This window comes from Synechococcus sp. CC9902, from assembly GCF_000012505.1.
In the GTDB taxonomy this organism is placed as follows: domain Bacteria; phylum Cyanobacteriota; class Cyanobacteriia; order PCC-6307; family Cyanobiaceae; genus Parasynechococcus.
In genome coordinates this window covers 1844206-1858306 of the sequence record NC_007513.1, presented here as the reverse complement: position 1 = coordinate 1858306, position 14101 = coordinate 1844206, and the positions used below count along the sequence as shown (strand labels likewise).

Here is a 14101-nt window from a genome sequence, read left to right as displayed (position 1 = left end):
ATTAGCCCAAATATTCCTGACGAATGGTTTGCACGCGTTGGAGAAGAGCACTGCGCTTGTCGCTGGTTGCGAGATTTTTCCAGCTCCATTGGCCTACAACAACAACACCCAACAGCTCAAGCAAACCGGGCACGACTGGTAGCAGATTGATCGTGTCGAGGATTCCCTTGATCAGAATCTGGGCAACGATCACTGCGGCAAAAATCCCAACGATTTTGCCGATGCGACCCATTTGATTCCAATCGACCTGATCAAGGGTCTGATTCACCTTTCCCAGAACATCGCTGTAGCGATCAGCAAATGAAGTGGTTTCTTCACTGGATGATGCGGCTGCGCCGACGTCGGGTGTCCAGGTGTTGCCGGTGGCGTCATCCTTCACTTCTGTGGTGGCGTCACTCATGGGGTCGGTGGAATTCTTAACTCATTCAGCCGAGCGTATCGGTGGGGAGCCGTTCGCGCCATCACTCCTGGGTTTGGATCTCCAATGCCTCACTGTTCTCGAGCGTTCATTGCTGGCGGTGAAGCCTCAAGAAGGATGTGGTTTGCTCCTCGGAACAGGTCTGCGAACCCCACGCCTGAGGCTCGTAACTCTTTGGCCTGCCTGCAATGCATGGAAAAAATCAGACTGGGTGAATGATGCTCTAGGAGATCTTGAGACCCGGTTTGTGTTGGATCCTCGTGAACAAATTGCAGCGCAGCGTTGGGCCCGGGTGCATGGGTTGGAGGTCTTGGGTGTCTGCCATTCCCACCCCAAAACGGCACCAGAACCGTCAACGCGGGACTGTGCTTGGGCGGAACCCAACCAGCTGATGTTGATTTTGTCTGGGATGCGAGAGCTGCGTGCCTGGTGGTTGGGTGCTGATCGGCATCCCCTCGAAATCCCGATTGAGGTCTGGGAAAATCACACCTATGCAGCCAAGTCATCCCACCCCAAATCAGAGCCTGTCCTCTGATGAGCGGGGGCGTTACGCCCGACATCTCATTCTTCCGGAAGTTGGCCTTGCTGGTCAGGAGCGGCTTAAGGCTGCAGCAGTGCTCTGTGTTGGCGCAGGAGGTTTGGGCTCCCCCCTTCTCCTTTATTTAGCTGCAGCAGGGGTTGGTCGTATTGGCATCGTTGATGGAGATGCTGTTGAGCTCTCGAATCTGCAGCGTCAAGTGATTCATCGCTCCGATGCTGTCGGTCGCTCTAAAGCCAGATCTGCCGCAGAGAGTGTTCATGCGCTCAACCCTCATTGCCAGATTGATGTGCACGACGTGATGCTTGATATCACCAATGTGATGGATCTGATCGCGGACTACGACGTTGTCTGCGACGGAACCGACAATTTCGCCAGCCGATACTTAATCAATGACGCCTGTGTGTTGTCAGATAAGCCATTGATTTATGGCTCTGTTCAACGCTTTGAAGGTCAGGTCACTGTTTTCAATTGCAATCCTGAAAGTCCTAATTTCCGCGATTTGTTGCCTGTTCCCCCTTCGCCTGGTGCGATCCCCTCATGCTCAGAGGCAGGGGTGATGGGTGTGATGCCGGGTTTGATTGGCCTCCTTCAGGCCACTGAAACGATCAAGTTGATCACTGGCATTGGTCGTTGCCTCGATGGCCGTTTGCTGGTGGTGGATGCTCTATCTATGCGTTTTCGAGAACTCACGCTGCGGCGGGATCTTGATCGTGCTCCGATCAAGGACCTGATTGACTACTCGCAGTTCTGTAGTGCAGCCACAACTGAGATGGATCCTTCTGTGATGGAAACGATCAGTGTTACTGAGCTCAAGGCTCTTCTTGAAGGAGATGCTGGGGATTTGGCGCTTGTTGATGTGCGTAACCCGGCTGAAGCAGAGATTGTTGTGATTCCTTCTGCGGTGCTGATTCCGCTCTCCACGATCGAAAGCGGAGAAGCGATTGAGCAAGTCCGATCCTTGGCAGAAGGGCGCCGTCTTTTTGTGCACTGCAAGTTAGGGATGCGATCGGCGAAAGCCGCTCAACTGCTTGCTGAGCATGGAATCTTCGCAATCAACGTGACAGGAGGTATTGACGCCTGGGCTCAAGAGGTGGATCCAACGTTGCCCCGTTACTAACTGTCTCGTTATATCAGTCATCCACTCACACTTGAGACTAAGTTTTGATAACCAAAGGCATGCTTTTACAACCATTATTGGGTGTATAAAAGTGCCTCCATAGCTAAGGAGCTTGTAAATTGCTATCCACTTGATAATTATCGTGGATTTTCTCTAAGTACAATCGAGAGCCTTTTTAAATAACAGGAAAATATTTACTTGTCAACTTGAGTAATGGAGGCGAAAAGGCTTAAATCTGATTCAATGCTTGCTTACGCTCTTGGTAAGCTTAGATGCGGTTGGGCTCTCCACCAAAAAGCCTAGTGTTCCATTGACCCACTGAAAATTTAATTCGCACATCATCGCAAAATTATTTTCTTCCAAAAATGATACTCACGTTAATCGACACGATCATAATGTAATAACGCATTGCAGCCAATTTGCACTATATAATTTTTAATCTATTTTGCGATAATTCAAGCATAGTTTCGGCAAGTATATTGTCAAATTTTCTAGACATTTTCAAAACTGTTTGATCTGAAAAATGATACACATCCCCGACAGGGTTCTCATCATTTAATCTTTTAATAGAATGCCTTTGCAGTGAATTTTTTAAAGCTATGTCAGAATATGGAATTTGTACGAACTTAAAGTTTTTATTAATTTGTGAGAGCTCTAAATAGTATTTGGTTATTTGTTTAGAGCGTTTTCTCATTTCTGGCCTGATGTCATGCAATGCAGGAAAATCTATCATAATTATTGCTTCAACCCCTAAGTTAATTAAAGACCAAAAATAATCAAATAGTATCTTTTTGTTCCGTAAATCAAGTCTTCCGAGTGATGACTGTTTGGATTTTCCAAGCTCCGAAAGCTCAACATGATTGCAATATATTGTTTCGCCATTTATGAGGAATTTTTGATGAACAAGGTCTGACCATGTGTCACATATAATTATATTTGGTATCTCTAGTTTTCTCTGCTCGTGAACAATATGATGAGACTCAAAATCTCTTGAAACTAATTCAGATATGTTGCTTGGCATAGATTTATAGTTATTTAACCATGACACTAATCCGTCTATGCGACCAGCAGGAAAAGACCAGCAACAATTTGAGTTTTTAAGTGATTTAAGGCTGCTGGCACAATTGAGAACTGAACGTCCAAAGCAATTCACTCTCATGCCAAATTGAATTTGGCGCATCTCTTTATTTTAATCTTCTAAATATTAGCATATGCAAAAGTTTGTCAAAGAAACCTGCCCCTGCTGCTGAGTCAGCAAGAAGTTCGCTAGACCATTAAAATTCTGATAGATATTGAGTAACTCAACAACTATCCGTATCTCTCCTAATAAAGATTTTGCGCTAATTCTCGGCAGGTTCCTTCGTCCTTTGGTTTGTGTTGAGGCTTATCGGTATACAAACTTTATACAAACCTTGTTTATGCTTCAGTAATCGACGCCCCGCTTGAGATCAACACCTTGTTCGGCGTAGTGCTTGTGGCACACCATCTCAGAATGGATGCTGGCGAGATCGAAGTAGGCGGGCTGGTTCTTGCAGCGGCCTGTGATGATCACCTCGGTTTCAGCTGGCTTTCGAAGCAGCGTTTGCATAATCGGCTCCACCGGTAAAAGCTCTAGATCAACGGTGGGGTTGAGTTCATCCAAAATCACGGTCTTGTAGAGACCACTTGAGATGGCTGCACGGGCGATTTCCCAGGCTCGTTCCGCTTCTACGTAGTCGATGGGTTCCTGTTGCCCGCGCCAGACAATGGCATCACGGCCCGATCGCAGATGGTCGACCAAGTGGGGATAGCTCTCCCGAAGCGCCGCAATGGCTGCATCCTCGGTGTAACCCGTGCCTCCCTTCAGCCACTGCAGGATCAACACGCGATGGCTTTTGTCTTGGCTGATGCCTCGGCCGATGGCCTGAAGTGCTTTGCCTAAGGCACTGGTGGATTTGCCTTTTCCTTCTCCGGTGTAGATCTCGATCCCACTGTTCACGCTGAGGGGAATCACCCTGTCGCCCTCCATGCCGGGACGGCGGTGGGCCCGCATTTCCGAGTGAAGATCGGCGCCTTGTACGAGTGCGGCAGGGGCGGCCCGCCCGGTCACGATGATTTCCATCCCCTCCGGTCGGTTGTTCAGGGTGCGCACGACATCATCGATATCCAGTAAGCCGAGCTCCAGTACCGGATTGAGTTCATCGAGCACCACCACTGAATAGAGAGCGCTGGCAATCGCTCCCTTGGCAATCACCCAGCCGCGTTGGGCTTCATCCCGATCGAAACGGGTGGCTTCATCTGCTGTGAAGTGGTCGGCTCTGCCCGTCCGTAGATGGTCGATTAAGTGCGGAAATCCCTGCTGCAACGCTTCGATGGCGGCATCTTCGTCGTAGGCGCGTCCGGGCCCTTTAAGAAAACGCAGCAGCAGCACACGGGTGCGTCGCTGTTCGCAAATCCCCAGGCCGATGGTTCGCAGGACGACGCCTAGCGCTGCCTGGCTTTTGCCTTTGCCTTCACCGTCATAAACGTGCAGCTGACCATGGCTGCGTTCGCGGCTATCTGCGGCAGTGACAATGCCGATGCTTCGGGGCATGGTGCCGGCTCTTACCGTTGGAGCCTAACGACATCACTCCATTTCATCTGCTGATGTTCCAGTTGCAGGAGTTATTGCCGAAAAAGCAGGAGCAGCAGCTGGCAGATCTTCGCCAATGGATGGATGTGTCGACATCGTTTTGCATCGCCTATTCAGGCGGGGTCGACAGCACTCTTGTTGCGGCGATTGCCTACGAGTGCAAAGGCGAATCTGCTGTCGCGGTGACGGGTGTGTCTCCGGCATTAGCGCCACACCTTTTGCAAGAAGCACGTCATCAAGCTGGTTGGATTGGGATCCGTCATCAGGAGCTGCCGACGGCTGAACTGGAGGATCCCGCGTACAGCAGCAATCCTGTTGATCGCTGCTTTGCCTGCAAACGGGAATTGCATCGACACCTCAAGCCGATTGCAACGGCGGCTGGTGATGCATTGGTGATTGATGGTGTGAATTTGGACGATCTCGGCGATCACAGGCCAGGGATTGATGCAGCGCGTCAGGCAGGAGTGCGCTCTCCCCTGGCTGAATTGAAAATTGATAAGGCCACGATTCGTCAGCTATCCCGTGCCCTTGGTTTTCCCTGGTGGGATAAGCCTGCTCAACCCTGTTTGTCGTCTCGCTTTCCCTATGGCGAGGGGATTACGGCGGAACGTCTCAACCAGGTGGGGCAAGCCGAAGCTTGGTTATTGGCTCGGGGGTTTAACCGTGTGCGCGTTCGCAGCCATGGGCTTGCTGCACGGATTGAAGTCCCCGAGGAACAGATCAGTGCCGTCTTGGCGTTGTCTTCCACCGACGGACTGGTGACATTTTTCCAATCCCTGGGTTTCACCTCGGTGAGCTTGGACCTCGAGGGACTCGTGAGCGGAAAGCTGAATCGAAAGCATGGGTCCGATAACAACCGTCCCTCAGGTCGGGTTGTTATCGGCGATGGCTGAACCCAGCTTCAAAGAGTGATCGACACCGCAGACGGCTCGCGAACTCCTGTTGCGATGTCCGCAGGCGTTTCCCTGAGAAAGCTCTTCAGGGCATGACGCTTGGCCAGCAAGGCTTCACACAGCACGGCACACGCCTGTTCGGGCATGGTGTGGTCACCACAGGTAAACACGTCAACGGCTGCGTACCCAGATTCAGGCCAGGTGTGAATGGAGATGTGGGACTCAGCCAGTAAGGCCAATCCAGTTACCCCCTGGGGCTCGAATCGATGGGTGATCAAGTTGAGCAGCGTGGCACCAGCACGTTTTGCTGCAGTTGTGATGGTGGTCCGCAAAAAAGATTCGTCGTCGAGCCGGCTGGGATCACATTCGTACAGCTCGAGAATGCAATGTTTGCCCACCATGTCGGTGGCTTGAAGGGAGGTGTCCCCCCATCCCGGGTGGGGATGCAGGGCAGACAAGCTCTGCTCCATCAGGCGAAAATTGAAAAACAGGTGATGAGACTATCCGACGTTCATTGCTTCTTTGAGTTCATTTTCCCCAAGAATCTGAGCCTCCTGACGCCAGCCCCCATGAAAACCATCGAGATGGGTGGCACTAATCAGGCATTGGTGGTCATTTCCGACGGCTTCTAAAAGAAGTTGTTGACGGATTGGATCGAGTTCGGCGAGCACGTCATCGAGGAGTAGGAGCGGTGGTTCTCCACAAAGTTCCTTGACTAACTCGAGTTCGGCGAGCTTCAGGCCTAGGACGAGTGAACGCTGCTGGCCTGCTGACCCAAAACGACGGGCAGGGGTTTCCCCAAGCACCATGTTGATCTCATCGCGATGCGGTCCGATCCGGCAGTTCCCGAGACGTTCTTCGTCCTCCCGTTGGTCGCGAAGTTGTTCCTCAATCGCTAATCGCCAGGGTTCTTCGGCCTCCTCACCGTCCAACCGACTTCCAGGTTGATAGTGGAGCTGTAGGAGTTCTTTCCCGCTGCTCAGATGCGACTGCCAATGCTGGGCAATCGGTTCAAGGCGTTGCAAAGCCCTGCGTCGGCGTCGATGAATGCGGGTGCTGATCAGGGCCATTTGAACGTCGAAGGCATCAAGGAGCCCACTGCGTTCTGCTGTATTGAGTCGGTGGCTACGCCACAGCTGACTTCTTTGCCGTAGTAATCGGTTGTACCGGCTGATGAGGTCTGCATAAACAGGTTCCAGCTGCAGCACCACCCGATCGAGCCATTGGCGGCGCAGGGCTGGTTCGCCGCGCACGAGGTCTAGATCAAGGGCACTAAAGCCAATACAGCGCAGTGGGCCAATCAGATCCAGTTGCCGATCTAGTACCTTTCCGTTTCGCCGAGCTTGGCGGCCCCCACGCCGGCGCAATTCGAGTTCTAAGCGGTCGCCATCGCCCACGTCTGCCCGCAACAGGGCCATCGGGCTATCCCATTGGATCAGGTCGCGATCTTGGCTGCAGCGATGGGAGCGCAGGCTGCCCAGTAGCTCCACTGCTTCGAGAAGGTTGGATTTACCAATCCCGTTGGGGCCAATCACAAGCAAACGCGACTCGGTCAGCTCCAACTGCAGAACGGAGTGGTTCCGGAACCCCTGCAGTTGGAGCTTGTGAAGCCGGATGGGTGATCAGGCGGTGCTTGGTTAAGGTACCTGTTAAGGACCGGTCTGTAGACCGATCTTCTGCTGCGGCATCCAGCCGATCAGTGGGCATGTAGCTCAGTTGGATAGAGCATCAGATTCCGGTTCTGAGGGTCGGGGGTTCGAGTCCCTCCATGCTCGTATTAATGCGTAACGACTTAGTTCAGCCTGAGTCCCATCGCTCGGATTCCATTCGGATCAATCACAAATCCGTTGGTGCGCAATGCTTCGAGGGCTGATTGTGGTGCGGACACCGACAGGCTGCATCCCGGCAGATCGCGGCGCAGGATATGAAGAGCTCGATGCACAACAACCGCGTAGATGGCGGCTTGGTCGGGCCCCGGCCGTGCTGAGAGGTTCCAGAGATTGGCGTTGAGGGCTAGGTCACTCGTGGCTCGCACGAATCCGACCAGTTCGTCTCCCGCTTCTTCAAAAATGCTGATTTGCCAGAGGCTGCGCTCCAGGGCAAGGGGCCACCGTTGTTCATCGTGGGTGGTCTCTTGGCACGATTCCAGCAGCCGGTTGATGGCAGCTGGGCTTGGGACTGTGGTGGTGTCGAGCCTGTATCCGCTTGGCAGCTTGGGGACAGCGGGCTGTTTGAGGAAGGGAAGCAAGGTTCAGCCTGTGTTGCGCATGCCAGCAGCAATCCCATTCAGCGTGAGCAGGGCCCCACGGAGTAACTCACTGCGGCTGTAGGTACGGGTGTCTTCGGGTGCTCCTGGACTTTCACTCATTGGTGGCTGACGGTTTTGATCCCGCAGCCGTTTGAGCAGCGCAACCTGGAGAAAGCCCAAAGGCACAATCGTGCGATTCCTCAGGTCGACTGAGAGCTGAAGCCCTTGATCAGCCCCGAGTAGGCGCGGTTGTCCTGTGATCTCTAAAACCAATTTCCGCGTTAACGCGTATTCCGTTGCAATCACCGCAAAAATCGCCTCGAAGGCCTCACGTTGCTCGGGTTTCCCCAGGCTGTTCATGTAGTGATGCGCTAAGTCGAGATCCACTTTGGAGAGGGTCATCTCCACCTTGGAAATCAGGGTGCGGAAAAAGGGCCAGCGTTGGTGAAGCCGCCGGAGCAGATCGAGTTGATCGGGGTCTGCTTTCACCTCTTCAGCTAAAGCTGTGCCAAAGCCAAACCAACTGGGAAGTAAAAAACGGCTTTGCGTCCAGCCAAACACCCAAGGAATCGCCCGCAAGCTTGAAAGATCTTTGGCTCCGGTTTTACGTCGAGCAGGTCGACTGGAAATCTGCAGTTTGCTGATCTCTTCGATTGGTGTCACCTGTTGGAAAAATGCCACCAAGTCGGGGTTGTCATGTACCAACGCGCGGTAGTGCTCACGGGAGCGTGCAGAGAGACGACTCATGAGTTGGTTCCAGCTCGGTGTCGCATCGAGCTGATTGGTTACCAGGCTGTTTTGAACGACCGCGGTGGTGACTGTTTCCAGGTTGTAGAGGGCGAGCTCCGGCAGGCTGTACTTCGAAGCCAGCACCTCCCCTTGTTCGGTGATTTTGATGCGGCCCTGAAGGGTGCCACTGGGCTGGGCAAGGATGGCTTGATACGCCGGGCCACCGCCACGGCTCACGGAACCGCCGCGACCATGAAACAGTCGAAGGGCAACGCCCTGTCGACTGGACAGCTCTTGGAGGGCAAGTTGAGCTTGGTGAATCTCCCAGTTGCTCGAGAGGAAACCTGAGTCTTTATTGCTGTCGGAGTAGCCAAGCATTAGCTCCTGTAGGGGCTGGCCTTGGATCCCCACCATCGGGAGTAGGTCGCGATAAAGAGGTGTATTGAACAGCTCGTCCATGACGGCTGGTGCGCGTTGTAGATCTTCCACCGTTTCGAACAGTGGCACCACCAGCAGCGACGCTTTGCGGGCGGCTGGATCCACGAGTCCTGCTTCCTTCGCGAGCAGTAACACCTCCAATAGATCGGAGGCCGTGTGGCTCATCGAAATCACATACGAGTGGCAGATCCGCTGGCCGAACTCCTCTTGGAGTCGATGCAACATGCGGAAGACGGCCATCGTCTCCGCGGTGGTGTCCGACCATCGAACTGCCGTTGGAATCAACGGACGCCGGGTACGGAGCTCTTCAATCAACCAGGCCACACGCGTGGACTCTTCCATCTCGCCATAGGGCTGTGGTAATTCGAGAAAACGCGTGAGTTCGTCAATCGCATCGCTATGGCGGGTGCTCTCCTGACGAATATCGAGACTGGCGAGTGAGAAGCCAAAGATATGGACTTGATGGAGCAAGGTATCGAGCTGCTCGCAGGTGAGTTCAGTGCCGATCAAGCTGTTGCGGATCAGTTCCAGGTCGTTTCGGAATTGATCGACCGAGGTGTAGTGGAGCGCTTCCGATCCAGGCGGTCCATCGGTTGGGATGGCATCTTTAGGACTCTTCCACCCCGCATCTGAGAGCTGATCGTTGCGCTTAAGCGTGCGTTCCAGGCGTTCGAGGATGTAGCTCAGCTTTAGTCGGTAAGGCTCTAGTCGGTAACGCGCCGCGCGCCGCTCATAGATCTCTGGGAAGCGCAGCCGATCCATTTCCAAGGACTCCAGCAACGCAGGAGCAACCTGGCTCCACTGCATTGAAATGCTCAGCTGATTACGAAGCGCCTGGACCGAGCTGATGTACAGCTCGAGCATGAGCTGACGCTGATAGCAGGCGGTCCGCCAGGTGATGTCCGTTGTGACGGAGGGATTGCCATCCCGGTCGGAACCAACCCAAGATCCAAAGGTGCAGAACGATGCCTGGGGAACTTGGACATCGGGATAGTGCCGGTGAAGTGATGATGTGAGCCGTCGCCGTAGTTGGGGCATGGCATCGAACAACACTTGTTGGAAGTAATGAAGGGTTGAATCCACTTCATCGAGAACCGTTGGCTTGAACTGATGCAGCTCATCGGTTCTCCACCAGAGTCGAATCTCCTCTTCCAGTTGCTGACGCAAGTCGTCTTTGACTTGAAGCGCCATAGGCGAGTCGGACTGCAGTTGTTGCAGAAGATTCGCGACCCGTCGTTGCTTGTGACGGACGGTGTGCCGAACAATCTCTGTGGGATGAGCGGTAAAGACCAACCGGATATCCAACTCCTGGAGTAGGGCTTCGACTTGTGCTGGCGGCACATTCATCCGCCGGAGCCGTTCAAAAACTTCTCCAAATGTGGCGGGATCGGTCTGACTCGCCAAAGGAGGAGCAAAAGGGTCAAAGGCGTCGCGGCCGTCGTCTGCTGCTGATTTCCGGGGGGCCAGGCTGTCGAGATAACTGTCTTCCTCGATGCGTTGTTCGAGGATGTTGATGAGTTGGAAATACAGCGAGAACGCTCTGGCCGCGGCAATGGCTTCTGAAAGATCCATGGCACGGATCAATTCAACAATCGCCTCGCTTGTGCTGTCACCGTCTCGCCCCTCAAGGGCCACGGGATCACTCAGTTGTTTTAGTCGGAGGAGGCGAGCACTTTGTTCTGGGGGACACTCGCTGCGGAGAACCGTTTGCCAAAGGTCTTCGACCAACACCAAGCGGTTCTGCAGCAATCGGCCGGCTCCAGCAGTCACACCGCTCTCCCTGGGCTGTTCGCCTTGGAGTGCATGGGCGGTGGACTCAGGCATGAAGACTATGCGCTACTCAGGATTCAATGATCATCCCAAAGAGAGGAGCGCCGTGGGGTGTTCGAGCTCTTGCTCCTTCATCTCTTCGATGGCGTTTTGAAGTAACTGCGGGATGTCGACACCCTTTGAATGTGCTGCGGCCCAGCGCATTGCTTGGTTCCCGTCCTTGAGGACCGCATGAAGTGGTGTGAGGACTGATTCAAGGTTGAGTTGTGCCGCCAATGGTGTGACGTCATCGATCAGCGATTGAATCCAATCCCTGCAGCGAATGTTCTGACCGTCTTTCCAGTGGTGGAGTTCAGCATCGAGGCTGGCGTGAGCGACAGCTGCATCATTGGCATCACTGAGTGTTGCCAACTCGTCCGCTGAGAGGGAACTAGCAAGCAGAGGATCGAGGCGTTCACGGTGATCGCGTAACGACAACAATCTGAGTTCGAGAAACGCCGTCATGGCGAGGAGTTCATCGGGGTTCGTGACGAGATCGCAAATTCGCAGCTCGACGCGATTTAAGTCATGGGGACGAGCAGGACCATTCGGCCGAACGGACGTCCATAGGTGTCGCTCATTGCGCATGCTCTTGCAGGCCAATTGCGCTTCGACCCACTCGATGTAATGGCGATGATCCCGAAACAGGGGCACCTGAGCGGGGGTGAGTGGAAATTGTTGCCAACGCTGGGAATGATGTCCCGTAAACCGTCCATCTAAAAAAGGTGAGCTTGCGCTCAGCGCTAGGAGAAGCGCGGCTTCACAGCGCACAAGCCGCACCGCTGCGAATAACCACTCTGGGTCAGTAATGCCGAGATTGATGTGAATGCTGGCGGTGACAACCCGCGTCCCATAGGTCGATTCGATAAAGCTGTGATATGGATTCGTGGGATCGGAACGCTCAAAGCTGCTGCTATCTCCCAGGCTGAGCGTGCTGCCTGGCAGCAAGGTGAGATCGCGGGAGGCGAGCCAGGTTCTCAGCCGGCGACGCGGTTGGAGGAGAGCTTCGCTGAGTTGGTGGTAATCAGCAATTGGAGCTGTGATGTACTCCACATTGCGACAGTCGGGTTCGGTGACGAAATCATCGAGAGCTGCCGCCACATCACTGGCGACGCCAACGTTTTGGCCGGAAGGTAATCCGGTGAACAACTCGACTTCGAAGCCTTTGAGCAACAGAGGTGAAGTCATGATTCCGCCGGGTTTAAACAAGCCAAGGCGGTGAGCATCGCGCGGGCTTTGTTGAGGGTTTCTTCGTATTCGGCCGTTGGCTGGGAATCGGCCACGACGCCAGCCCCAGCTTGGACCTTCACACGACATCCTCCGCTGCCGTTGGGTTGCACCACCATCGTGCGGATCGTGATGGCCGTATTCAACGCGCCGGCCAAATCAACAGAGCCATACACCCCTGAGTAGGGACCTCTTGCATCCGGTTCCAGAGCATGGATGAGTTGCATCGCTCGAATTTTTGGAGCACCGCTCACTGTTCCTGCTGGGAATGAGGCCATGAGCAGATCCCAAACGTCATGGTGTGGAGCAAGGCATCCTTCCACTTCACTCACGATGTGCATCACGTGGGAGTAACGCTCTATCACCATTAGGTCTTTGACGGAAACACTTCCGGGCAAGCAAACGCGCCCGAGATCATTGCGCCCGAGATCAACGAGCATCACATGCTCGGCACGTTCTTTTGGGTCGGCGAGCAGGTCCACTTCGAGTTCTCGGTCTTCCAGTGGGGTTTGTCCGCGGGGTCGCGTCCCAGCGATGGGACGCAAGCTGGCCTGAATGCCGTTGGCGGCTGGTTCCGCTTGCACCATCACCTCAGGGCTGGATCCGATGAGCTGCCAATCACCGAAATCGAAGAAGGCCATGTAAGGCGAGGGGTTCACCATCCGCAGGCTGCGATAGAGCTCCAGTGGGCTCTGGGGGACCTGGGCCTCGAGTCGCTGGCTGATCACCAGCTGGAAAACATCTCCAGCAGCAATATGGCTTTTGGCGGTGCGAACGGCCGTTTCAAATTCAGCTTGGCTGCGATTGCTCGAGACATCAGGCAGATCGCGAGCATTGGGATCCCATTGCAAGGGATCCACCGCAGGGAGTGGAGCGTTCATGCGCTCCCGCAATCCTTCGATCCGGGCTAAGGCGCTATGCCAGGCCTCATCTTCTGTGGCCCCGCTTGTGAGGTCACCAAAGGCCACGGCTGTGATTTGCCGCTTTACCTGATCGAAGATCAGGATTGCGTCCATCATCATCCAGATCCCATCGGGAGGATCGCTGCTCAGCCTGGGGTGAACGGGGACGGTGGGTTCAATCCATTGGATGAGTTCATAGCCCCACATTCCGTAGATCTGCCCAAGGGGCGGCAGCCCAGGCAAATTGACGCACTCGTAAGGATTAAGCCAAGTGCGTAGGGATTGGAGTGGGTTCCCTTCCAGACTGTCTTCACGTCCATCTCTCCACCGTCGGACGAGTTGGCTACCCCTTGCCGAAGCTGTCCATAGGGGATCACAGGCGATCACACTCCATCGCCCCAGGGTTTCACCCCCTTCAACGGATTCCAGCAACACACCAGGTGGATGGTTCGCTCCAACCTTGATCCAGGTGGTGAGAGGCGTTTCCAGATCTGCTGGCCAACTTTGGGCCAAGGGAATCAGATTGGCGCCGTTGGCTGCAGCCTTGCGAAAGGCGTCGCGATCAGGACTGAACATGCGTGCATCATTACAGCCCTATCCCAGGAGCCAGAGCCCCTGGGAAGTGCTGCCCTACTTAAGCGTCGTAGGTGTTGCGACCGCTGAATTTGATTGTGGATGGGTCGACGTTCTGTCCAATCCGACGTGGGTTGTGTCCCACCATGGGACGACCTTCATTCACTTTTTCAGAGAACACACCATCTTTGGGGTGTAGAAATTCGGTATCGCCACCGGGATAGATGCGGTAAATCTTGAAATCTTCGATCCGTGGCTTGAACTTGGTGCGCAACTGAGTACCCAGTGCCAGGCACTGCTCTTTGCGGGCGAAGTACATCAGATTGTCGCCCGAATTCATCATGGCGGCACCACCCGTAGGTAGTTCAAAGGCCTGAGCTGAATTGCTGCTCCAGGTGATCGCGTACTTCTCCTCTGTTTCCGCGGAGTTCAGCAAGCCACCAGTACTGGCGATGTGCTGTGGCAGCTGACCATTCAACGCCGATGCTGTCATGGTTAAAAAAATCCAGACGGGCTGATTGATCTGAAAAGTAGCACCGCGATCAGACCGTAATTAGTGGGCCGATAGCAAGCTTCACACCCCTGAACAAACGCG

General features: G+C 54.2%; 13 protein-coding genes and 1 tRNA gene. 4 read left to right on the top strand and 10 right to left on the bottom strand.

Annotation, left to right across the window (positions count from 1 at the left end; all coding sequences use genetic code 11):
• Position 1: 1 nt before the first annotated feature.
• The gene (locus SYNCC9902_RS09825) at positions 2-400 is read right to left on the bottom strand and encodes a CAAD domain-containing protein (protein WP_011360701.1); all 399 of its coding nucleotides are present in this window, start codon (positions 398-400) and stop codon (positions 2-4) included.
• On the opposite strand from SYNCC9902_RS09825, the gene SYNCC9902_RS09820 reads away from it, so the two are divergent.
• Together SYNCC9902_RS09820 and moeB are read left to right on the top strand one after the other, a co-directional pair.
• Positions 387-953, top strand: a complete 567-nt coding sequence (locus SYNCC9902_RS09820) for a M67 family metallopeptidase (RefSeq protein WP_232179217.1) — start codon at positions 387-389, stop codon at positions 951-953. The genes SYNCC9902_RS09825 and SYNCC9902_RS09820 overlap by 14 nt on opposite strands.
• Positions 910-2076: a molybdopterin-synthase adenylyltransferase MoeB gene (moeB, locus tag SYNCC9902_RS09815; protein ID WP_011360699.1), complete on the top strand. Its 1167-nt coding sequence runs from the start codon at positions 910-912 to the stop codon at positions 2074-2076. The genes SYNCC9902_RS09820 and moeB overlap by 44 nt, the downstream gene beginning before the upstream one ends.
• A 424-nt stretch (positions 2077-2500) precedes the next feature.
• Here moeB and SYNCC9902_RS09810 read toward each other — a convergent pair whose 3' ends face one another.
• Together SYNCC9902_RS09810 and SYNCC9902_RS09805 are read right to left on the bottom strand one after the other, a co-directional pair.
• On the bottom strand, positions 2501-3256 hold the full coding sequence (locus SYNCC9902_RS09810; protein ID WP_011360698.1) for a hypothetical protein: 756 nt from the start codon (positions 3254-3256) through the stop codon (positions 2501-2503).
• 243 nt (positions 3257-3499) lie between these two features.
• Entirely contained in the window at positions 3500-4648 is a 1149-nt protein-coding gene (locus SYNCC9902_RS09805) for a cob(I)yrinic acid a,c-diamide adenosyltransferase (RefSeq protein WP_011360697.1), read from the bottom strand.
• Between the two features lie 53 nt (positions 4649-4701).
• Here SYNCC9902_RS09805 and larE point away from each other — a divergent pair, with 53 nt between their 5' ends.
• Positions 4702-5580 (top strand): ATP-dependent sacrificial sulfur transferase LarE, encoded by an 879-nt coding sequence (gene larE / locus SYNCC9902_RS09800; protein ID WP_011360696.1) that lies wholly within the window; start codon positions 4702-4704, stop codon positions 5578-5580.
• An 8-nt stretch (positions 5581-5588) separates the two neighbouring features.
• Here the strand turns inward: larE and speD are convergent, their stop codons facing one another.
• Both speD and recF read right to left on the bottom strand, forming a co-directional pair.
• Positions 5589-6050: an adenosylmethionine decarboxylase gene (speD, locus tag SYNCC9902_RS09795; RefSeq protein ID WP_011360695.1), complete on the bottom strand. Its 462-nt coding sequence runs from the start codon at positions 6048-6050 to the stop codon at positions 5589-5591.
• A gap of 30 nt (positions 6051-6080) precedes the next feature.
• Positions 6081-7196: a DNA replication/repair protein RecF gene (gene recF / locus SYNCC9902_RS09790; protein ID WP_071818416.1), complete on the bottom strand. Its 1116-nt coding sequence runs from the start codon at positions 7194-7196 to the stop codon at positions 6081-6083.
• 85 nt (positions 7197-7281) lie between these two features.
• On the opposite strand from recF, the gene SYNCC9902_RS09785 reads away from it, so the two are divergent.
• Positions 7282-7355 (top strand) — tRNA-Arg (locus SYNCC9902_RS09785).
• A gap of 17 nt (positions 7356-7372) precedes the next feature.
• Here SYNCC9902_RS09785 and SYNCC9902_RS09780 read toward each other — a convergent pair.
• From SYNCC9902_RS09780 to SYNCC9902_RS09760, 5 genes are read right to left on the bottom strand one after another with little or no spacing between them, the layout of a single operon-like run.
• The gene (locus SYNCC9902_RS09780; RefSeq protein ID WP_011360693.1) at positions 7373-7828 is read right to left on the bottom strand and encodes a hypothetical protein; all 456 of its coding nucleotides are present in this window, start codon (positions 7826-7828) and stop codon (positions 7373-7375) included.
• Positions 7829-7831: 3 nt separating this feature from the next.
• Positions 7832-10819 carry a phosphoenolpyruvate carboxylase gene (gene ppc, locus SYNCC9902_RS09775; protein WP_011360692.1) on the bottom strand — a complete coding sequence of 996 codons (2988 nt, stop codon included), beginning with the start codon at positions 10817-10819 and terminating at the stop codon, positions 7832-7834.
• Between the two features lie 30 nt (positions 10820-10849).
• Entirely contained in the window at positions 10850-11992 is a 1143-nt protein-coding gene (gene gshA, locus SYNCC9902_RS09770) for a glutamate--cysteine ligase (RefSeq protein WP_011360691.1), read from the bottom strand.
• Positions 11989-13509, bottom strand: coding sequence for an anthranilate synthase component I (locus SYNCC9902_RS09765; RefSeq protein WP_011360690.1), 1521 nt, complete (start codon positions 13507-13509; stop codon positions 11989-11991). The genes gshA and SYNCC9902_RS09765 overlap by 4 nt, the downstream gene beginning before the upstream one ends.
• Positions 13510-13567: 58 nt before the next feature.
• Entirely contained in the window at positions 13568-13999 is a 432-nt protein-coding gene (locus SYNCC9902_RS09760; protein WP_011360689.1) for a photosystem I reaction center subunit II PsaD, read from the bottom strand.
• Positions 14000-14101: the final 102 nt, after the last annotated feature.